This is a genomic window from Sulfitobacter noctilucae, assembly GCF_000622365.1.
Taxonomy (GTDB): Bacteria; Pseudomonadota; Alphaproteobacteria; order Rhodobacterales; family Rhodobacteraceae; genus Sulfitobacter; species Sulfitobacter noctilucae.
In genome coordinates, this window is sequence record NZ_JASC01000004.1 from 38,170 (window position 1) to 58,957 (window position 20,788).

The 20,788-nt window shown below is 59.9% G+C and carries 19 protein-coding genes; 8 read left to right on the forward strand and 11 right to left on the reverse strand.

Translation table 11 applies throughout. From position 1 onward, the window contains the following. Nucleotides 1–40 precede the first annotated feature (40 nt). Genes Z945_RS0104485 through Z945_RS0104515 form a run of 7 tightly spaced genes read left to right on the forward strand, consistent with a single transcriptional unit; the run spans nucleotide 41 to nucleotide 7,616 of the window. Nucleotides 41–574 carry a tripartite tricarboxylate transporter TctB family protein gene (locus Z945_RS0104485; protein WP_037970604.1) on the forward strand — a complete coding sequence of 178 codons (534 nt, stop codon included), beginning with the start codon at nucleotides 41–43 and terminating at the stop codon, nucleotides 572–574. Continuing rightward, complete coding sequence (locus tag Z945_RS0104490) at nucleotides 574–2,178, forward strand: tripartite tricarboxylate transporter permease (protein WP_025050917.1); 1,605 nt, start codon at nucleotides 574–576, stop codon at nucleotides 2,176–2,178. Before Z945_RS0104485 ends, Z945_RS0104490 begins: the two co-directional genes overlap by 1 nt. After that, entirely contained in the window at nucleotides 2,159–3,415 is a 1,257-nt protein-coding gene (locus Z945_RS0104495; protein ID WP_025050918.1) for a cytochrome P450, read from the forward strand. The genes Z945_RS0104490 and Z945_RS0104495 overlap by 20 nt, the downstream gene beginning before the upstream one ends. Before the next feature lie 8 nt (nucleotides 3,416–3,423). Further along, on the forward strand, nucleotides 3,424–4,716 hold the full coding sequence (locus Z945_RS0104500; RefSeq protein WP_025050919.1) for a type I glutamate--ammonia ligase: 1,293 nt from the start codon (nucleotides 3,424–3,426) through the stop codon (nucleotides 4,714–4,716). A gap of 1 nt (nucleotide 4,717) precedes the next feature. Further along, on the forward strand, nucleotides 4,718–5,440 hold the full coding sequence (locus Z945_RS0104505; RefSeq protein WP_025050920.1) for a type 1 glutamine amidotransferase: 723 nt from the start codon (nucleotides 4,718–4,720) through the stop codon (nucleotides 5,438–5,440). Nucleotides 5,441–5,446: 6 nt separating this feature from the next. Beyond that, entirely contained in the window at nucleotides 5,447–6,247 is an 801-nt protein-coding gene (locus Z945_RS0104510) for an IclR family transcriptional regulator (RefSeq protein WP_025050921.1), read from the forward strand. 13 nt (nucleotides 6,248–6,260) lie between these two features. Beyond that, nucleotides 6,261–7,616 carry an aspartate aminotransferase family protein gene (locus Z945_RS0104515; protein WP_025050922.1) on the forward strand — a complete coding sequence of 452 codons (1,356 nt, stop codon included), beginning with the start codon at nucleotides 6,261–6,263 and terminating at the stop codon, nucleotides 7,614–7,616. 89 nt (nucleotides 7,617–7,705) lie between these two features. On the opposite strand, the gene Z945_RS0104520 is transcribed toward Z945_RS0104515, so the two are convergent. The 6 genes from Z945_RS0104520 to Z945_RS0104545 all read right to left on the reverse strand — a co-directional run bounded on the left by Z945_RS0104520 (nucleotide 7,706) and on the right by Z945_RS0104545 (nucleotide 13,686). After that, a complete protein-coding gene (locus Z945_RS0104520; protein WP_025050923.1) occupies nucleotides 7,706–8,698 on the reverse strand; it encodes an aminoglycoside phosphotransferase family protein in 993 nt (330 codons plus the stop codon). A 63-nt stretch (nucleotides 8,699–8,761) separates the two neighbouring features. After that, nucleotides 8,762–9,559, reverse strand: a complete 798-nt coding sequence (locus Z945_RS0104525) for a transglutaminase family protein (protein ID WP_025050924.1) — start codon at nucleotides 9,557–9,559, stop codon at nucleotides 8,762–8,764. Continuing rightward, entirely contained in the window at nucleotides 9,560–10,501 is a 942-nt protein-coding gene (locus Z945_RS0104530; protein ID WP_025050925.1) for an alpha-E domain-containing protein, read from the reverse strand. A gap of 1 nt (nucleotide 10,502) precedes the next feature. Next, the gene (locus Z945_RS0104535) at nucleotides 10,503–11,927 is read right to left on the reverse strand and encodes a circularly permuted type 2 ATP-grasp protein (protein WP_025050926.1); all 1,425 of its coding nucleotides are present in this window, start codon (nucleotides 11,925–11,927) and stop codon (nucleotides 10,503–10,505) included. 135 nt (nucleotides 11,928–12,062) lie between these two features. After that, a complete protein-coding gene (locus tag Z945_RS0104540) occupies nucleotides 12,063–12,920 on the reverse strand; it encodes a GNAT family N-acetyltransferase (protein WP_025050927.1) in 858 nt (285 codons plus the stop codon). Continuing rightward, on the reverse strand, nucleotides 12,913–13,686 hold the full coding sequence (locus tag Z945_RS0104545) for a polysaccharide deacetylase family protein (RefSeq protein ID WP_025050928.1): 774 nt from the start codon (nucleotides 13,684–13,686) through the stop codon (nucleotides 12,913–12,915). Before Z945_RS0104545 ends, Z945_RS0104540 begins: the two co-directional genes overlap by 8 nt. Nucleotides 13,687–13,870: 184 nt before the next feature. Between Z945_RS0104545 and Z945_RS19995 the strand changes: the two genes are divergently transcribed. After that, nucleotides 13,871–14,263, forward strand: coding sequence for a hypothetical protein (locus Z945_RS19995; RefSeq protein ID WP_025050929.1), 393 nt, complete (start codon nucleotides 13,871–13,873; stop codon nucleotides 14,261–14,263). A gap of 16 nt (nucleotides 14,264–14,279) precedes the next feature. Here the strand turns inward: Z945_RS19995 and Z945_RS0104555 are convergent, their stop codons facing one another. The 5 genes from Z945_RS0104555 to Z945_RS0104575 form a co-directional block, all read right to left on the reverse strand. Beyond that, entirely contained in the window at nucleotides 14,280–14,921 is a 642-nt protein-coding gene (locus tag Z945_RS0104555; protein WP_025050930.1) for a bifunctional 4-hydroxy-2-oxoglutarate aldolase/2-dehydro-3-deoxy-phosphogluconate aldolase, read from the reverse strand. 10 nt (nucleotides 14,922–14,931) lie between these two features. After that, nucleotides 14,932–16,737, reverse strand: coding sequence for a phosphogluconate dehydratase (edd, locus tag Z945_RS0104560; RefSeq protein WP_025050931.1), 1,806 nt, complete (start codon nucleotides 16,735–16,737; stop codon nucleotides 14,932–14,934). A 76-nt stretch (nucleotides 16,738–16,813) separates the two neighbouring features. Further along, a complete protein-coding gene (locus Z945_RS0104565) occupies nucleotides 16,814–17,560 on the reverse strand; it encodes an SDR family oxidoreductase (RefSeq protein ID WP_025050932.1) in 747 nt (248 codons plus the stop codon). Between the two features lie 10 nt (nucleotides 17,561–17,570). Beyond that, nucleotides 17,571–19,025: an aldehyde dehydrogenase family protein gene (locus Z945_RS0104570; RefSeq protein ID WP_025050933.1), complete on the reverse strand. Its 1,455-nt coding sequence runs from the start codon at nucleotides 19,023–19,025 to the stop codon at nucleotides 17,571–17,573. Nucleotides 19,026–19,081: 56 nt separating this feature from the next. Next, nucleotides 19,082–20,770 (reverse strand): amidohydrolase, encoded by a 1,689-nt coding sequence (locus Z945_RS0104575; protein WP_025050934.1) that lies wholly within the window; start codon nucleotides 20,768–20,770, stop codon nucleotides 19,082–19,084. Nucleotides 20,771–20,788: the final 18 nt, after the last annotated feature.

A 20,788-nucleotide genomic window follows, 5' to 3' on the forward strand; every position in this document is an offset into this window, starting at 1 on the left:
AGGGGCCGCACTGGCCCCTTCACCTTTGTGGGACACACCAGTGAGCATTGAAACTGAACTTCAAGCCAAGACACGCAGCAGCGGGCAAGTGGTATTTATCATCGGTGCGCTTGCGCTGTCGCTGGTGCTGCTGTCGCAGATCACGACGCAAACCGCCTGGATCGAGAACAGCAAATCCGTGCCTGCACAGCCGCGTTTCTGGCCTGCTGTTGCACTGGCGCTTATGGTTGCGGGCTTTGGTCTGCACCTGCTGCGGATGCAGCGCCGCCGTGCACGGCCACAAGACTGGACCGAAGCCCGACGCTGGGTTGAGCCGCTTGAATATATCGGATGGTTCATGGGCTATGTCTTTGCCGTGCCGATCGTGGGCTTTCTTCCAATGAGCGTGATCTTCGCCTGCGCGCTGTCCTACCGTTTGGGCTATCGCGGGCGGTTTTACATCGGGCTTGCGGCTGTGTTTGCGCTCGTGACTGTGGTGATCTTCAAGGCTCTACTGGGGGTGCGCATCCCCGGTGCGGCGCTCTATGAAGTGTTGCCGGGTGGCCTGCGCAACTTCTTCATTCTGTATCTGTGATGGAGCTTCTTCTATCCGCATTTGACGTTCTGGCCCGCTGGGATGTGGTGCTGGCACTGGTCGTCGGGTCCATCGGCGGTGTCGCCATTGGTGCGATCCCCGGGGTGGGGCCTGCGGTTGCCATCGCCATTCTGCTGCCTGCAACGTTCTCGATGGACCCGATTGTCGGGCTGACTGTTCTTTTGGGCATCTACGGATCATCCATGTTCGGTGGCGCGATCCCGGCGATCCTGATCAACACGCCCGGTACTGCCGTCAACGCATTGACCACCTACGACGGCTTTCCCATGACGCAGCGCGGCGAAGGACGGCGGGCGCTGTCGCTCGCCTATTCGGCCAGCTTTTTCGGCGGCGTCTTCTCGGTGGTTTGTCTGATTTTGTTGTCCCCGCTGCTGGCCAAGGTTGCCCCGATGTTCGGCAGCCGCGAGATTTTTCTGGCCGCCCTTCTGGGCATTATTCTCGTGATCGTCGCGCATAAAGGTCAGATGCTCATCGCCACGGCGTTGACGGGTTTCGGCATCTTTCTCGCCACCGTCGGGCTGGAGCCGGTCAAGTACACACGCCGGTTCACCTTTGATCAGACCTGGCTCGCCAGCGGCGTGAACCTGATTGTCGTGGTGCTGGGGCTATTCGCCCTTAGCCAGGCGTTGATCCTGCTGACCTCCGATGATGAAAAAATCCGTCTGAGCAAATCTCGGGGATCGCTGTTTCAGGGATTTCGCGAATTGGGTCGCCACCCCCGTGTTGCCGCAATCTCTGCCAGCTTCGGCGTCTTCATGGGCATGATCCCCGGCGTGGGCGAGTTCACGGCACAGTTCATGTCCTACACCTCGGCCCGCAAACTGTCGAAAACGCCGGAGGCTTTTGGCCAGGGGTCGTCCGAAGGGTTGATCGCCTCTGAGGCCTCGAACAATGCCGTACCCGCCGCGGCGATGATCCCCTTGCTGGCGCTTGGCATCCCCGGCGAAGCGCTGACGGCGATGATGCTTTCGGTGTTCTACGTGCACAATGTGGTGCCGGGGCCGGGCCTGTTTCAGAACCAGATGGATTTCGTCATCGCGCTTTATCTCGCGCTGCTGATCCTGAACGTGCTGGTGGTGATCTTCCTGCTGATCTCGACAGGATGGCTGGTGCATCTGACGCGGATCCCGAACCGGTTTCTGGGTATGTGCATTCTGCTGCTCAGCTTTGTCGGCGTCTATTCGATCCGCAACTCGGCGGTAGATTGCGCCATCGCCGCAGTTTTTGGTCTGATTGGCTTTGTCCTCAAGCGGCTGAACATGCCGGTGGTGCCAATCATTCTGGGCATGGTGCTGGGCGGCATCATGGAGGTGAAGCTGCGGGCCTCGATGAACCGGGTGAAGACACCGCTTGATTTCATCGACAGGCCCATCGCGTTCATCCTGTTCTGCCTGATCGCGCTTATCCTGCTTGGCACGCTTTGGCGCGTCTGGCGGGAATGGCAGCCGGTGGACCGCCGCACGCCCGCACGCAAAGCCTCGCATCACTTCGCAAAACGCATTGCGGGACGCAAAACCCGGCACTTCGAAGTGCGCACCAAACAGCAAAGAAGAAAGCGGAAATATGACCATTTGGGTTCCTGAAGACGACGGCCATGCCGATCTGGGCGCGCATGACAGCTTTGCCCGGGGTGCGCCCTATAACACCTTTGAACGACTGCGGCGTGAGGCACCCTGCCACTGGTCTGAGTTTGATCAGGGCGAAGGATATTGGTCGATCACCCGCCATGCCGATATTGATCGCATGATCCGCGACACCGAGACGTTTTCGTCCGCCCAGGGCATCCGCATGGAAGACCAGACCCATGAGGAATACATGGCCCGCCGGACCTTTCAGGAAACTGACGGTACCGATCACCGCAAAGTGCGGATGAAAGTTGCCCGTGCCTTTTCGCCCGGTGTTGTGGCCGGGTTCGAAGAGCAAATCCGTGATCTCTGCCATCCCATACTGGATGCGGCTCTGGCACAGGGCGAATTTTGCGCGACCCACGCCATCGCGCGTGAATTGCCGATGCGGATGCTGGGCCAGATCCTCGGCGTGCCGGATGAAGACCTTGGCTGGCTGGTCGACAAGGGCGATGCGCTGATGGCCAATACCGACCCTGATTTCACCGACCATGTGGCCGACCGGATGGAAACGGACGCCTACCGCCTGATGCCCTTCAACTCGCCTGCGGGCGCAGAGCTGTATGAATACGCCCGCGATCTGATGGAGAAAAAAAACGCCCGAGGCGACACCGACGGCATTTTGCATCTGATCCTGCAACCGGACGAGAATGGCGAGACGATTTCCGAAACCGAATTTCGCAACTTCTTTTGCCTGCTGGTCGCGGCGGGCAATGACACCACACGCTACTCCATTGCCGCAGGTATTCAAGCGCTCGCGCGTCAACCGGGGCTGTTGGAGCAGATGCAGGCTGGCGATGTCTGGGGCACGGCACCCGACGAGATTGTCCGCTGGGCCTCCCCCGCCACATATTTCCGCCGCACAGCCACCAAGGATGTCGAGGTACATGGGCAGCAAATCAAGGCGGGCGACAAGGTGCTCTACTGGTTCTGCTCGGCCAACCGCGACGACGCCATGTTCGCGGATCCCTACAAGCTGGATCTCGCGCGCAAACCAAATCGCCAGCTTGGCTTTGGTCAGGGCGGGCCGCATGTCTGTCTGGGCATGCATCTGGCACGGTTGGAAATCCGGGTGCTGTTTCAGGAGTTGGTCAAGCGGATCAAGGCCGTGGAACTTACCGGACCGGAGGCATTTGTCCGCTCGAATTTCGTGGGCGGTATCAAGCGTCTGCCCGTCCGTGTCACGCTGAACTGAGGTATCACATGTCCGACCGTCTTCGCGCCCTGTTCATCGACCATCTTTCGATCCCCCGTGGCAAGTATTTGCCAGGCTCTAAGATCGGCGACAATGACACCCGCTTTGCTCGCGCGACCTTTGGCGTACACTACGATCGTGATCTGCTGCTTGAAGCGCCGCATGCGATGGTCCGCGAGGGGATGCCGGATATGGAGTTGCGTTGGCGGGCAGACGATATCCGCGACAGCTGGGAACCGGCGACCAAGGTTGTTCTGGGCGATCTATATGACACCGATGGTGCGCCCTTGCCGCTTTGCCCACGCGGCGCGTTGAAACGGGCGATTGCGGATTGGCAAAAACTTGGGTTGACCCCGAAGGTCGGAATCGAGCTTGAGGCCTATGCCTTTCAAGGTGATGAAAACGGGCGCCTGCGCCCTTATGATGCGCCGGGCGGCGTGGTTTATGGTACCGGACCGTTTTCAGACCCGATGCGCATGAACGATCTGATCTGGCGCAAGGCAGAAGAGTTGGGCTTTACCCTCGATATGATCACGGCGGAATATGACAGCCCGCAATTCGAGTACACGTTGACATTCGACGATGCCCTCAAGGCGGTAGACGATATCGTGCTCTTTCGTCTGATGGCGCGGGAAATTGCGCTGGACCATGGTATCATCCTGACCTTCCTACCGAAACCTATTGCCGAAACCGGTGGATCGGGGATGCACATCAACTTTTCCTTTGTCGATGAAAACGGCCAGAACGCGCTGGCGAGCGGGCTGCAAGGAGGCCCCGATCACCTCAATGATTTGTCGCGTGGCTGTCTGGCTGGATTGGTCGAGCATCATAAGGGGCTGGCAGGCCTCGTCGCGCCCACCACCAGCTCCTACCTGCGGCTGCAACCGGCGTCCCTTTCGGGCTATTGGCAGAACTGGGGCGGCGATCACCGCGCCGTAACCACCCGCGTGTCCTGCGAAGGCGGGGCAAAGGCGCGGCTGGAACACCGTATGGCCGACGCCAGCGCCAATCCCTATACCGCGACTGCTGCGGTGCTGCAGGCCGCGCGACTGGGGTTTGAGGGCAAGCTGCCCCTTCCGCCCATCGAGACAGGCGACGGATTTGACAAGACCGATGCCAAGCATGGCACCGCGCCGAACCTGCGGGCTGCAATGCGGGATCTGCAAGCTGACACCGCGCTGACACAGGCCGTCGGGCCAGAGCTTGTCGAACACCAGCTTTTCATGAAGGAACGCGAGTACCGCAAGACCCGCGATCTGGAGCCGAATGCCCTGCTCGATTTCTATGTGTGGTTTATCTGATATGCGGCTGGCCACCCTGATCACCAATACTGACGACAGCGACTTTGCCCGCGCCCGTCCCGATGATGGCGCGAAATTTGCGGCGATGATCAAGGCGGTGCGCCCGGACTGGACCTGCACGCCTGTTTGGGTCTGCAAGGGCGAGTTCCCGCCAGATATTGCTGCGTTTGACGGCGTGATGATCACCGGCAGTCCGTCTTCGGTCCATGCTGACTTGCCGTGGATTGCTCCGCTGAAGGCCCTGGTGCAGCGCATCATTGAGAGAGGCCAACCGCTGTTCGGGACCTGTTTCGGGCATCAGTTGATTGCATCGGCATTGGGTGCGCCAATTGTGCGAAACCCGCAGGGCTGGGGCCACGGACGGCTTGAGATCACACGTTCAGAGGCCACACCCTGGGCTGGCGACCAAGAGCAATTGTCGCTTTACGGCTCTCATATCGAACAGGTCGGCGCATTGCCCAAGGGGGCCAAAACCGTCCTTACCGCCCCCGGCTGCCCGATTGCAGGTTTCGCGATTGGCAACGATGTCTTTACCGTGCAGCACCATCCAGAAATGGATCACACATTCATCACCGATCTGGTGGATCACTACGCAGATGAGGTCGGGCCAGAGGTCACCGAGGCCGCTCGAGCCTCTCTTGCCTCGCCCGCCGACAGCATCGCCTTTGCCGAAGAAATCGCCCGGTTCTTCGAACAGGCCGTGGCGGCGAAGGCGGGAGGCTAGACCACTATGGGAACGATATCCAAGGCACTGGAATTGTTGAACCACTTCTCCGCCTCCCGGTCCGAGATCGGGTTGGGCGAGTTTGTGCGCCTGTCCCAACGGGACAAAGCAACCGTGCATCGCCACTTGAACGAATTGGAGGAAAACGGCTTTCTGGAACAAGATGCAGCGAGCCGCGCCTACCGGCTCGGGCCTGCACTGTTGCGGCTGGCTGCGGTGCGCGAAGCGGCCTTTCCCATGCGCCGTCTGTTGCGGCCCATTGTGACCGAGCTGGCGGATGCCGTGGGTGAGCTGGCCCATGCCTCGCTACTGGAGGGCGATATGTTATCGCCGCTTGTCCATGCCGACCCGCTGCGCCACGGCACGCAGGTGCATTTCGACGAAGCAGAGCGCCTGCCGTTGCACGCGACCTCTGGCGGTATGGCGGTTCTGGCCTTTGCCGAAGCCGCCTTGCAAGGCCGTATCCTGAACCACCCCCTTGCGGCACTGACGCCCGGCACCCCCACTGAACCGGATAAACTGCGCGAGATGATTGCCAAAATCCGCCACAGCGGGATCAGCCTGATGGCGGGCAGCTTCGACAGCGAGGTTATCTCGCAAGGGGCACCGCTGTTTGATCAGCACGGACGGGTGATCGGCGCGCTGTCTGTCGCGGTCCCGCAAGCCCGCGCCACGTCCGAAGGCCAGCGCATCATTGGCCAGAAACTTCTTGCCGCTGCCCACACTGCCACCCGGTCGCTTGGCGGCCTGCACCCCCAATTCAATGCAACCGACACCGCCAATCCGGCCCTGTCGCAAGCCCAATAGAAGGTATCCTGCCATGAAAGATGACAATTTCCTCAAGGAACATAATGCCCGCAATCTTTGGCATCCGATGACCCATCCTGCTGACAGCCTTGCCAACCCGCCTGACATCATCGTAGGCGGCGAAGGGGTCGAGATCATCGATATTGACGGGCACCGCACCGTGGATGCGGTCGGCGGGCTTTGGAACGTGAATCTGGGCTATTCCTGCGCGCCGGTAAAACAGGCCATTGCCACGCAACTTGACGCTTTGCCCTACTATTCCATCTTTCGCGGCACCACCAATGACGCGGTCATCGAGCTGAGCCAGATGCTCAAGGACTTTTTCGAGCCCGAAGGAATGACCCGTGCGTTCTTTACCTCTGGCGGGTCGGATTCAATCGAGATCGCTTTGCGGCTGGCGCGGCAGTATCACAAAATCAGGGGCGAGGCCGGGCGCGTCAAATATCTTTCGCTGAAAAAAGGGTACCACGGCACGCATACGCTGGGTGCCAGCGTCAATGGGAATGCCAACTTCCGTAATATGTATGAGCCGATGATGCCCGGCTGCTACCACATTCCCGCCCCCTATACCTATCGCAACCCCTTCAACGAAACCGACCCTGAGCGGTTGGCGCAGTTGTGTCTTGCAGCGTTGGAAGACGAGATTGCCTTTCAGGGGGCCAACACCATCGCGGCCTTTATCATGGAGCCGATCCTGGGCGCGGGCGGTGTGATCCCGCCGCATGCCTGCTTTATGCCTGGCGTGCGCGAGATCTGCGACAAGCACGGTATCTTGCTTGTGGCGGATGAAGTCATCACCGCGTTTGGCCGCACCGGCAGTTGGACGGGTTCGCGGCACTGGGGCGTGAAACCCGATATGATGTGTACCGCCAAGGCGATCACCAACGGGTACTTCCCTTTCGGGGCGGCCATGATCAACGACAAGGTGGCAGAGGTGTTCGAGAAAGACACCAGCGGCATGGGGGCCATCGCTTCGGGCTATACCTATTCGGGTCATCCTGTCGGCGCGGCGGCGGCGATTGCTTGTCTGAAAGAAACTGAGCGGCTTAAGGTCAAGGACAACGCAGGACTGCGCGGGACGCAGATGTTCGAAGGCCTCACACGCCTGGCGCAGACCTATGATGTGATCGGGGACGTGCGCGGTGGCCACGGGTTGATGAGCGCGATCGAACTGGTCAGCGACCGCGGCACCAAGAAACCCGTGGACAAGAAGACCACCAATACCCTGCACCAAGCGACCTATGAGGCGGGTGCGATGATACGCATTTCCGGGCCGAATGTGATCCTATCGCCGCCTCTGATCATCTCCGAAGCTCAGGTTGATGTGATACTGGCAGCACTGGATAAAGGATTGGCGGCGGTCAGTTAAGCCGCTTGCACCATTGCCGATATGATCACTATGCAAGCGGGGCTTGAGCGAACATCGGGCGCGAACTATGGCGGATGCGTCAACAAAGTCTAGGTCTTTGCCACATCCTGCCAACCCGGCAGGGTCTGATCCAGAAAATCGCTGATTTCGGTCAGGCCCGCCGCTGCAAGCGCTGTCTGCATCTGGCGCATGACCCGTGGCATGAACCGCAAATAGCCCGGTTTGCCATCCCGCCTGTTCAGGCGCGGGAAAAGCCCCGCCAACCGCGTGTGCCGTTGTGCGCCCAGCAGGTGATAGCGGTGCATGATGTGCTCGGGCTCGCCAAGTTGCGCGGGTGCCTCTGCGATATACCGCGCCAGCATCGCCTCCTCCAACCCGGGGGCAAGATCGCGGCGCGCGTCTTGCAGGAGGGACATCAGATCGTATTCGCCTGCCCCCCGCACCGCATCCTGAAAGTCGAGCAGTCCGCATCGGGCGATCCCGCGGCGGTCCGCCAACAGCATCAGGTTGTCGATGTGAAAATCCCGCAGGACCAGAGCGGATTGATGCGCCTCAAGCGGCGTAAGGGCTTTGCGCCACAGCGCACGAAAGGCTTGGTCAAAATCGGGCACACTGACTTCTGCGAAAAATTCGGGGATAAACCAGTGCGAAAAGATCGACAGCTCATCAAGCAGAAGCGAAGTATCAAAAACCGGTACATTTACCGCAGTCGCCTGCGGATGGCTGTGCAGATGCACCAGAGCGTCGATGGCCAGAGCGTAGAGAGCCGCCTCATCCCCGCCTGAATTAAGCAGGGTGCCATAGGTGCCGGTCCCGAAGTCTTCGATCAGGGCGACCCCCTGTGAGGGATCGGTCGCATGGACCACAGGTGCGCTTAGTCCAAGCGTCGCCAGATGCGCGGCCAGTCGGACAAAGGCGTCAAAACCAACAGGATCGGTCGGGTCCTCCATCAGCAAAAGGTTTTGCCCTTCAAGCCGTGAGTAGCGGCGCGCCGATGCGTCCGCTTGCAGCGGCACCAAAGCGGCATCACCAAGACCTTGGTTTGCCAGAAAGCGGCTCTTGAGATCGGAAGTATCAGGCATGTGGGTAAGGGCTTTCGCAGAATATGGAGCGAAAGAACGATTTTAGCGGCATCGCGTCAACCGCTACTGCTGAACCTGAACGGTGACCACCATCGCTTCGTCAGATGGCCCCAATCGCATGCCCGAAATGGGTGCCGCATCGGCCGCATCGCGGCCAATCGCCAGACGCACATATCTTTCATCGGGTGCAACCGCGTTTGACACATCAAAGCCGACCCAGCCCAGCCCATCTACATGCGCCTCGGCCCAGGCATGGCTGGCATCCTGATCCACCCGGTCGTCCATCAAAAGATAGCCGCTGACATAGCGGGCGGGCACCCCCGCAGCGCGGGCGGCGGCGATGAAAATATTCGCATGGTCCTGACAGACGCCCGCCGCCACTGCCAGCGCCTGTTCCGCCGTTGTGGTGGCATCGGTTTTGCCGAACGCATAGGGCACAGCCTTGATCACTGCGGAAGAGAGCGCATGTAGACCGTTCAACACCGTGTCCGCACCCTGCACAATGCTGACAAATGGTTCGACCGCTGCGCCGACGGTGGTCAGCGGTGTCACTTGTTGAAAATGCCAAAGTGGCGCCCGCCCGTAGACACTACCGAAAACACCGGATGTATCAGACGTCTCAACCTGTCCTTCGACGCGCACAACCAGATCGGTGCCGCCGATGTCGGTGCTGATCAGATCGACATGGTTGCCGTAATGATCCGAATACCCGCATTCGATCTTGCCGCCCTCAACCTCAAGCGCCCAGCTGCTGACGGTTTGCACAGCAGAAGACAACGGCCGCAACCGCAGCTTTTCCAAGGCATAATCGACGGGCCGGTCATAGGTGTACCGGGTTTCATGGCGGATTTTCAGCAGCATCTAGCGCGTGAACCTGTAATCATTTTCAATCTGTTGACCCAGCCTCGCCACGTCCTGAAGGATCGAGGTTATGAATTCGTGAAGGCCTTCTTCGAAAATCGCATTGATGTCCCGATCCTTGAGCCGCGCCCGAAGCGCACGGGCCATATCATAGCTTGGCATCGGCATATCATATTCCTCGGCTAGTTGGCCAAGGTTATCGACAATTTGCCCGGCGCTGAACGCGAGAGATCGCGGCATGCGTCGGTCTAGGATCAGAAAGGATGCGATGCTTGTGGCATTGAACTCTGAATCGACGGCCCAGCGGAACGACCGATGCGCCGACACGGACCTGAGCAGAGTTTCCCATTGGACGTTATCCATGCTGCTGCCCACAAAGGACGGCGCAGGCAGGAGGGAATAATATTTCACGTCGATGATCCGCGCCGTGCTATCGGCCCGCTCAATGAAGGTGCCCAAACGGCAGAAATCATAAAGGTCGTTGCGCAGCATTGTGCCATGCAAGGCACCGCGCACCAGCCCGGACTGCTGTCGGATGGTGGCCAACACGTCGGGCAATTCTGTTTCTTCGACAGGCTCCTTCAGAACCTCGTTGAACAGCATCCAGGTTTCGTTCACAGCCAACCAGACTTCGGTCGTCAGCGCCGTGCGCACCATACGGGCATTATTCCGCGCCTGTTTCATTACAGACAGGACAGAGCTGGGGTTGTCGGTATCGCGCAGCAGGAAATCCGTCACCCGCGCACTATCGTATCCATCGTGTTTGTTCTCATAGGCCTGACGCACGGCAGAGGTCGTTATCACGGATCGCCATTCCGCCTCGGCATCGCTTGACCGGGTCAGTGCGATGCGAAAGCCAGCCTCGATTAGTCGGGCCGTATTCTCCGCCCGCTCCAGAAAGCGGAACATCCAGTACAGGCCACCTGCGGTTTTACCCAGCATATTAGTCCCCCAAGACCCAAGTGTCTTTGGTGCCGCCGCCCTGGCTTGAGTTGACGACAAGGCTCCCTTCGGTCAGCGCCACACGGGTCAGGCCGCCGGGAATGATGTTCACCCCCGTGGGCGACACCAGCGCAAAGGGGCGCAGGTCAACATGGCGCGGGGCCAGCCCGCTTTCGGTAAAGATCGGTACGGTAGACAGCGATAGCGTGGGCTGAGCAATATAATTGCCGGGGCGGGCACGCAGTTTATCCGCGAAATCAGCAAGCTCTTGTTTCGATGCTGCAGGCCCGACCAACATGCCATAGCCCCCAGATCCGTGGACTTCCTTGACCACCAGATCGGCGAGGTTATCGAGTACATATTGCAGCGATTGCGGCTCTGAACAGCGGTGTGTTTCGACGTTCTTCAGTATCGCTCGGTCGCCGGTGTAAAATTCGACGATCTGCGGCATGTAGCTGTAAATCGCCTTGTCATCAGCGACGCCCGTGCCCGGCGCATTTGCGATGGCAATATTACCAGCGCGGTAGACATCCATAATGCCCGGCACGCCCAGCAGCGAATTTGGATTGAAGGTCAGCGGATCCAGGAATTCATCGTCCACCCGGCGATAAAGCACGTCAATCACCTTGTAACCCTTGGTGGTGCGCATGGCGATATGGCCACCCACCACCCGCAGGTCATGCCCTTCGACCAACTCCACCCCCATCTGGTCGGCCAGAAAGCTGTGTTCGTAATAAGCCGAGTTATGGATACCGGGCGTCAGCACCGCGACACAGGGCCGCCCGCCGCAAGACTTGGGCGCGGAGCCTTCCAACGACCGGCGCAGCTCTTTGGGATAGTCGCTGACCGGCTGCACTTTGACTTTGCTGAACAATTCGGGGAACATTTTCAGCATCGTTTCGCGATTTTCCAGCATATAACTGACGCCAGAAGGGGTTCGCGCATTGTCTTCCAAGACAAAGAAATCATCCTCGCCCGTGCGCACAATGTCAGTGCCAACGATATGGGTGTAAACGCCACCCGGCGGGCTGAAGTCGATCATCTGCGGCAGGAAAGCGTCATTCTTAGCGATCAACTCCATCGGGACAATGCCCGCACGGATGATCTCTTGCCGGTTATAGATATCGTGCAAAAATGCGTTGATAGCACGGACGCGCTGGTCGATCCCCTTGGCCAGTTTGGTCCATTCGCGCGACGACAGGATACGGGGCACCAGATCGAAAGGAATCAGGCGTTCCTCGGCATCAGTCTGGCCGTAGACATTAAAGGTAATGCCGGTGCTGCGAAAAAACGCTTCGGCTTCGCTCGTTTTTTTCGCCAACCGTTCGTTGTTCTGTTTGGCAAACCAGTCGCCGTATGTGGCGTATGGATAACGTGGGCCATCCGGACCCTGCATTTCATCGAAAGGTGAAGGTTTGCCTATCATGCACCTAATCTATCGCAATTCGGTGGTGTGACAATGATCCCCTTCTAAACTAGAGGCATTTGACAGGGACTGCCTGTATTTTGTGCGAAGGTGCTGGATGGTGACCGGATCAGGCGCGCAGATGCACCTGTGCGCTCAGTGAATTTTGATCGGCAACAGCACACATTCTGAGTAGAGCATGTCGATCTCGGAAGGATCCAGAAGGCCGGGCTGGCAGTAACGGGGCGTGGCGAACTGGCGGACCTCGTCGGGGACGATACCGGGTGCCGCAAATCGGCGATCCAGCGACAGGATCGCGGCGGTTGCGGGCAGGACGACCGATGCAATTTCGGCAGCATATTTTGCAAAAAGAGGCTGATCACCCAGGTACATGATCTCGTGGGTAACGAATTCATCGTTCTTTTGCTGTGGGTAGACGACCATCGCGACCAATCCCTCTGGCGTGTCAATCGCCAGATGACGCAGACGCAGGCCCTGATGGTCCTCTATGATTTTGCGATCTTTGCGGTTTAACCTGTCGGCAATGGTCAGTGCATTTTCGTGCAGTGTAAACCCTGCCGCCGCGTCGCGCGGATGCCAGACCAGGCGTTCCGCATCCAATACGGTCAGGCCTGCGTTGACCAGCACCTTCACCGCCGCTTTGGCGGATGAGAAATTGGTCACCGTCACCGCCGGGTCAGAGGTTGCCAGCTTGATCATCTTCTGGCCGATGCCCTGCCCGCGATATTCTTTGAGCACATACCAGGAGGTCATATCCGCCGTGGTGCGACGTCCGGCGCTGGTGATGCGTTCGGCATAGACCAAGCCCAGCACACCGATCATACGGCCTGCGTCCCGCACGATGATCGCATAGCGGCCCTCAGGCCCGCACCACCGTCCAGCGAGCAAGGTGCGCCATCCCTCGATATCCCACTTGGCCCGAACAAAGACGTCGTTCATGAACTGTGCGACTTCCTCGCGTTCATCTGGGCGGGCATAGGCGATATCAAGCATTGGTTTGCTCCCTGACCAACGGATCAATGGCGATCCAGTCGGCGCGATTGTTGTGGGACAGACGCGCGGCAAGGGCATCGCAGAACTCCCAAACCACCTCCGGGGTTTGCAGATGGTGGGTGACCAGCCCTGTTGCTTCGTCCTTGTCAGCAAGGCCTGTGCGGCGTTCTCGGAGGTGCGTGACACATTGCTCAAGCGTCTTGGCCTCGCCCGCGAATTGCGCGTCGGGCCGCCAGCGCAGCGGTTCGATATGGCCGTTGATCTGGTGCAAGCCGGAAGGATGCTGGCGCAGGCTGCGCCGGTCAAAACCCGAAAGCGCGAGATAGCCCCAGTCCGAAAGATGCGGCACCACTTGATCACCGATGCGGTTCCACGGCGGCACAAAGATTGGCGTAAGACGTGGCAAGGCTGCAGCCTGCATCCGTCGCCAGCCCTCGCGCAGGTCCGTTTCCTGCAGCGCCAGATCACGCGATACGCCCACTTCGGAGGCGCGCAAGCCTTTGGGTTCGTGGTTTTTATGAGCAAAGCCGTGCTGCATGGACCAGACATGCGGCGCGGTTTCCAACAGGGGCGCAAGCCCCGGATCAATCTGCGCGGGGATCACGGCCAGATGCAAAGGTGCACCGTATTTCCCACTCAAACCAATCAAGCGGCGCAATGCATCGGTGGGTGCTTCCGTGTCGTCGTCGCGCCACCAGAACGTGGGCCGTTCACCCGCTGCCCGCCACAGCTCCAACTCGGTCTCAAGATCTTGCCACGTCGCCATGCTTGAATATGCCTTTTGGTTTGATCCCAGTCGGGCAGGTGCATTCCATAGAAACCCGTCTTTGTCGATATGCGCTTTGCCCGCTCACCCGCCCATCACGTTTTAAAGAGAAGCGGAACCATCCCCTTGGCGGCGTCGTTTCTAGGCCCAGATTTCAAACAAACAACACCAAAGGATAAGAACTATGCAAAGCAAATTCTTGATGGCGCTGCCCTTCGTCGCCCTTGCCGCGACAGCCAATGCGCAGACCTACACAGCCCAGAACAAGGTTGAAGTCACCCCCGTCACCAACAGCAGTTTTTCAGTACCTTCGTCCGGTCGGTATGGGGCACAAGGTACATGGTGTGCTGCTGCCGATTATGCGATGCGGGTTCTGGGCCAGTCCGGCACGACGCGGGTTTATATTCAGCAAGCAAAAGCCGCGAACAGCGGTCCGGTGACCTTTGGCCTCGACCCTGGCACCGCCGCACCGCAGTCGGTGTTCAGCGTTGGCGCTTCGCTGGATGTGCCCGGCTCCAACCTCTCAATCGACCACGCAATCCAGTTCTGCCGCACGATCTCGCGCAGCTCTCCATAACACGACACTGAGCCAGTCAGCGTGCCAGCTGGCTGGCCTCACGCGCCAAGGCTTCGATCTGATCCCAGTCGCCTGCGGCCACCAGATCGGAGGGGCAGACCCAGCTGCCGCCCGCGCAGATGACATTGGGCTGGGCCAAATAATCGGGCGCGTTCTTTGGGTTCACACCTCCCGTGGGGCAAAACGTGATTTGCGGCAGCGGACCGCCGATCCCTTTAAGAGCCGGTACACCGCCCGACGCTTCTGCAGGGAAAAATTTCAGCACATCATAACCGCGTTCCAGCAGCGCCATCGCCTCGGACGCGGTAGCAGCACCGGGCAGCATCGGCAAGCTGGCGGCTTCGGCAGCGTCCAGCAACGCAGGCGTAGACCCCGGAGAGACACCAAAGGTTGCGCCGGCTTTGACCGCTGCCGTGACGTCCGCAGGGGTTACGAGGGTACCCGCGCCGACATGTCCCCCTTCGACCGATGCCATTTCGGTGATGACATCTAGTGCTGCGGGGGTGCGCAGGGTCACTTCAAGCACCGGGAGACCACCCCGCACCAGCGCTTCGGCGAGCGGGCGGGCATGGGCCACATCATGCACCACAAGCACCGGAATGATTGGCGCAAGAGCACAAAGCTTGCGGGTTTCGACAGAGCGATTGCGTTCAGTCATAGCGTTTTCCTTACCAGCCAAAGACAGTGGCACCGTCATCTGCAGCACCCACCGCAGCACGGAAGGGCGCGAATAGCTCGCGGCCCGTACCTGCGTGATTGCCGCTGAGATCGGCGGTTACCGGGGTACGATCTGCAGCATCCGGCGCGAGGTTTTCCAGCGTTCCTGCCACCGCATCAACGCGCAGCATGTCTCCGTCGCGCACCTGTGCGATTGGCCCGCCGTCCATCGCTTCGGGACAGACATGGATCGCGGCAGGCACCTTGCCCGACGCACCCGACATGCGCCCGTCGGTAATCATCGCTACTTTATGCCCACGCCCCTGAAGGATCGCCAGCATCGGCGTCAGGCTGTGCAGTTCCGGCATACCGTTGGCTTTCGGTCCCTGGAAACGCACAACAACGATGACGTCACCCGTAAACTCGCCTGCCTTGAACGCGGCCTTCGCTTCTTCCTGATTGTGAAACACCCGCGCCGGTGCCTCGATCACATGGAACTCCGGTTTGACCGCGGACACTTTGATCACGCCCGTCCCAAGGGATCCGGCCAGCCGTTTCAAACCGCCCGTGGCCTGAAATGGATCCGTGACGGGCTTGAGGATCTTGTCATTCAGGCTCTCTTTCGTGCCCTCACGCCAGATCAACTCTCCGTCTTGCAAGAAAGGCTCTTGGGTATATTCCGCAAGCCCCCCACCCGCGACAGTCTTGGTATCGGGGTGCAGCAGCCCGCCTTCCAGCAATTGGCCGATCATATAGCCCAGACCGCCTGCCGCATGGAAATGGTTCACGTCCGCCAAACCGTTGGGATAGACCCGCGCCAGCAACGGCACGATGTCGGAGATCTCAGAGAAGTCTTCAGGCGTGAGCATGATGCCCCCCGCCCGTGCCATTGCGACCAGATGGATCAACAGGTTGGTCGAGCCACCCGTCGCCATCAGCCCGACCATGCCGTTCACAAAAGCCTTTTCATCCAGAATATCGCAGACCGGTGTATAGCTGTTGCCCAGCGCCGAAAGCGACAGTGCACGCCGCGCGGCCTCGGTCGTCAGCGCCTGCCGCATATCGGTATTTGGCGTGACAAAGCTGGACCCCGGCAGGTGCAGGCCCATGAATTCCATCAGCATCTGGTTGGTGTTGGCCGTACCATAAAAGGTGCAGGTGCCCGGTCCGTGATAGGCGGCCATTTCAGCGGCCATCAATTCGGGTCGACCCACTTCGCCTGCGGCAAATTTCTGGCGGACCTGCGCCTTGTCATCATTGGCCAGACCGCTGGTCATGGGACCCGCAGGAACAAAAACGGCGGGCAGATGGCCGAAGGCCTGTGCGCCGATCACCAGACCGGGGATGATCTTGTCACAGACACCCAGGAATACGGCGGCGTCAAACACGTTGTGGCTCAGCGCCACTCCGGCGGCCATCGCGATTACATCGCGTGAAAACAGGCTCAGCTCCATACCCGCCTCGCCCTGGGTCACGCCATCGCACATGGCAGGCACGCCGCCTGCAACCTGCGCAGTGCCGCCGACACTGCGGGCGGCGGCGCGGATCACATCGGGGAAATGCTCGAACGGCTGATGCGCCGACAGCATGTCGTTATAGGCCGTCACTATGCCAAGATTTCCACCCACGCCAGTCGCCAGCGGCGCTTGATCCACACCCGCCGCAGCATAGGCATGCGCCTGCCCGCTACACGACAAATGCGCGCGCGATGGCCCTTTGCTGGTCGCATTGCGCATCCGCTCAAGATAGCCGTCCCTGCTGGGGCCGCTACGGTCGATGATGCGGTCGGTAATCTCTTGGATCTTGGCCTGAACCATGTGATTTCTCCCAATATGTTAGCGCTAACTTAATCCTAAGTACGCTGAATTTGCGATCCATGCAACTGTCGCGTTGTCAGATACAGCGACCCCCATCCACCTCCATGCAAACCCCGGTGATCATGCTGGCTTCGTCCGAGCAAAGGTAGCAGGCTGCATTGCCCATGTCTTCAGGTGTAGAGAAGCGGCCCAGCGGGATGGTCGCCAGAAACTTGGCCCGCATTTCGGGCGTATCCTCGCCCAGAAAGCTCTTGAGCAGCGGGGTTTCTCCGGCCACGGGGTTCAGTGCGTTCACGCGGATGCCCGCAGGGGCCAGTTCCACCGCCATCCCTTTGGTCGCATTGTTCATCCAGCCTTTAGAGGCGTTGTACCAGCTCAACTTGGGGCGCGGGCTGACCCCTGCGGTGGAGGCAACATTGAGGATTGCACCCTGCCCTCGTTCCTTCATCAGCGGCACGATAGCGCGAGCGGTCAGGTAGACCGATTTAACGTTCACCGCGATCACGCGGTCAAAGTCCTCTTCCGAGATATCCTCCATCGCGGCGGGCAGGTGCGTGACACCGGCGTTGTTGATCAGGATGTCGATCTGCCCCCAAAGCTCCATGGCCCGATCAGCCATCTTTTGCACGTCCGCCGAATCCGCCACATTGGTGGTGATCACCTCAACCCCCGCGCCCAGCTCATCCGCCAAGGCCTGCGCCATCTCTGTGTTGAGGTCCGCAATCAGCACCTTGCCCCCTTCGGCGTGAAACTTGCGCACGATCCCCGCGCCAAAGCCCGAAGCCCCGCCGGTTACAATCGCTGTCTTGTCCTGAAGCCGCATGATGTTCCTCCTATCCGTGCAAAGCTGCCACTGTCTTGAGCGTCGAAAAGCCGTAAAGCGCCTCGAACCCCTTTTCACGTCCGTGCCCCGACAGGCCACTGCCACCAAACGGCAATTCCACCCCGCCCCCGGCACCATAGTTGTTCAAGAACACCTGTCCCGCCCGCAGACGTTTGGCCAATCGCATCTGCCGCGCACCGCTATCGGACCAGACCGACGCGACCAGCCCGTAGGCCGTGCCATTGGCGATACTGACCGCTTCCTCTTCGGTGTCAAACGGGATGACCACCTGTACCGGGCCAAAGATTTCATCCTGCGCCAGCCGATGGTCGGGGGACACCCCGGTAAAGAGCGTGGGTGCCACATAGGCACCGCCTTCGGGCGCGCTTTCCACGACCTGCCCGCACGCCGCGACCTCGAGGTCCGCGCCTTGCGCCAGAAATCCTTCAACGATCTGCTTTTGTCGGGCGGACACAAGCGGGCCCACGTCCAGATCATCCATCGCCGGACCCGCCCGCAGCGCCGCATAGCGTGCCGCCATGCCACTGACGACCTCGTCATAACGACTGCGATGCACTAAGATACGTGAAGATGCGGAGCAGGTCTGGCCCGCATTCTGGATGCCCGCGTTGGTCAGAAACGGCAACGCCGCCGCCACATCTGCATCCTCGAACACCAGTTGCGGGGATTTGCCGCCCAGTTCCAAGGTTACTGGCACCACGTTTTGCGCCGCTGCGGACTGGATCAATTTGCCTACGCCCACCGAACCGGTGAAAGAAATATGCCGCACGCCCGGATGCGCGGTCAGGGCAGCACCGGCCTCGGCCCCCAAGCCCGGCACGACATTCAACGCGCCTGCGGGTAGACCTGCTTCATGGGCGATCCCGGCGAATGCCAAAGCGGTCAGGCAGGCTTCCTCGGCGGGTTTCAGCACGGCGGCATTGCCCATCGTCAGGGCTGCCCCCACCGATCTGCCGATGATCTGCATCGGGTAGTTCCATGGGATGATATGGCCCGTCACCCCATGTGGTTCGCGCATCGTATAGACGGTATAGCCGTCGAGAAAAGGAATGGTGGTGCCATGAATTTTGTCCGCCGCCCCCGCGTAGAACTCCATATAGCGGGCCAGCGCGATCACATCGGCGCGGGCCTGTTTCAGCGGTTTACCAACGTCCAGTGCTTCAAGCTCGGCAAGTGTCTCCACATGCTCCAGCACCTTTTGCCCGATACGGTGCAGGATGCGTCCCCGCTCAAAGTTCGCCAGGCGCCCCCATTCACCCTCCAACGCCTGCTCTCCCGCCGCGACCGCGCGGTCGATATCTGCCTCCGTCCCACGCGCAATTGCGCAAAGCGTGCTGCCGTCAGACGGATTGCGCAGGTCCAGCGTTTCACCGCTCTCACCCGGTGCCCAAACGCCCCCGATAAAGCAATGCGATGGGTCAATTCCAAGGGGGCGCAGGGACATGGTCTATATCTTTCACAGAAGTTGTCTTGCGAGACTAGGCGACCCGTCGCGCAGATTCAAATGCTGCGCTCGAAAGTGACCGTGCCATCGCAAATCGTTACCATCGCGTGCACGCGCGGCACGTCGGCGGGCGACACGGCGGTGATGTCTTCGGTCAAGATCACGACATCGGCCATCATGCCGGACGACAGTTGGCCCTTGCGGTGCTCATTGAACTCCACCCAGGCGTTGTCGCGGGTATAGCTCGCCAGCGTATCCATCAGTGTCTGCGACTGGTCCGGCCAATCAGGCCCCAAATCAAGGGGTGCGATGGCGGCTTTGATGTTGTCCATTACATTGACGGGCATTACGGGCCAGTCTGTGGAAAAGACCATCTTGGCCCCGGTGTCACGGATCGTCTGCCAGGCATAGGCCCCTTCAATCTGATGCCGGTGCAGATAATCGCCAACGGCTCCGGGCGCAAATATATGGCCGCATGGCGCATGGCCCGGCTGGATAGAGGCGACAATATCGAGCGCATTCAAGCGGGGGATATCGGCGGGATGCATAACTTCAAGATGCTCGATCCGGTGGCGGCTGTCGCGCTTGCCATTTGTTTCCCGCGCAACCTCGAAGGCGTCGATTGTGCGGCGCACGCCCGCGTCACCGATGGCATGGACGGCGATTTGAAAGCCGTGTTTGTCAGCTTCGCATGCAGCGGCGACGAAATGATCCTGCGTGAAGACCTCTTCGCCGGTGTTGCCGCCCGCGCCCATATCGCCGGGATAGGGCTCTAGCATCAGCGCTGTGCCGCTTTCGACCACACCGTCGATGAACATCTTCATATGCCCGCACCAGACCTTGTCCCCTTGATAGGCATCGCGCATCGGTACGCCTTCGGTCACGATCCGGGCGATGTCATCCGTGCCCTTGAAGTGAAACGGTACCATCGTCCGACAGTGCAAACGACCTTCGACCTCAAGTTCGCTCAGCAGTTCCAACTGGTAGCGGTTGCCGTCCATCAAGTGCAGGCCGGTGATGCCCTGCCCCGCGCAATGCAGCAGGCCCTGTTCGATGGCATCCTTATCCATTTCGCGCTCGGCCGGCGTCGCTGCGGGAAATGGGTCGCGCCCCGTGACCAGCCCCAACATGTCGCGCCCCTTGTTGCGGGTCATCTCAAGGATCGGGCCGTAGGCTCCCGGTTCAAGCAATGCCCCGCTGGCTTTGCCATCCGCGCCCATGACGATCTGCGACCCCGCATCCACCGTGCCACCATCCAGCAGATTTGCCGCTTGCAAAGCCGCCGTATTGGCCCAAATCGTATGGTGATCCGGCGCGAATACGGCGAGCGGACGATCCGCGATAATCTGGTCAAGGTCGTGGCGCGTCAGCGTCTGTCCGGTGCCCAGAATGTCATAGTCAGCCATGACGCAGAACACCAAGTCATCATCGGGGTTGGCCTCCGCATAGGGCAGGATATGCGCCTTCTTCTCGTCCAGCCCCTGCACGCCATAAAGGCTAAGCAGGGACAGTTCGACCGACCCGCCAAACAGATGCACATGGCTGTCGATGAACCCCGGCAGCACCGTGCCGCCCTGCGCGTCGATGATGCGGGTATTCTCGCCAGCGAGAGCAGCGATTTCTGCATCGTTACCTACCGCGCTCAGCGTGCCGCCCGTGATGGCAAGGGCCTGCGCATCTGGCTGTTCGGGATCAAAGGTGATCAACCTCCCGTTGCGAATAATGATATCTGGGGCTTCAGTCATGGCCGGTCTCCGGTTGGC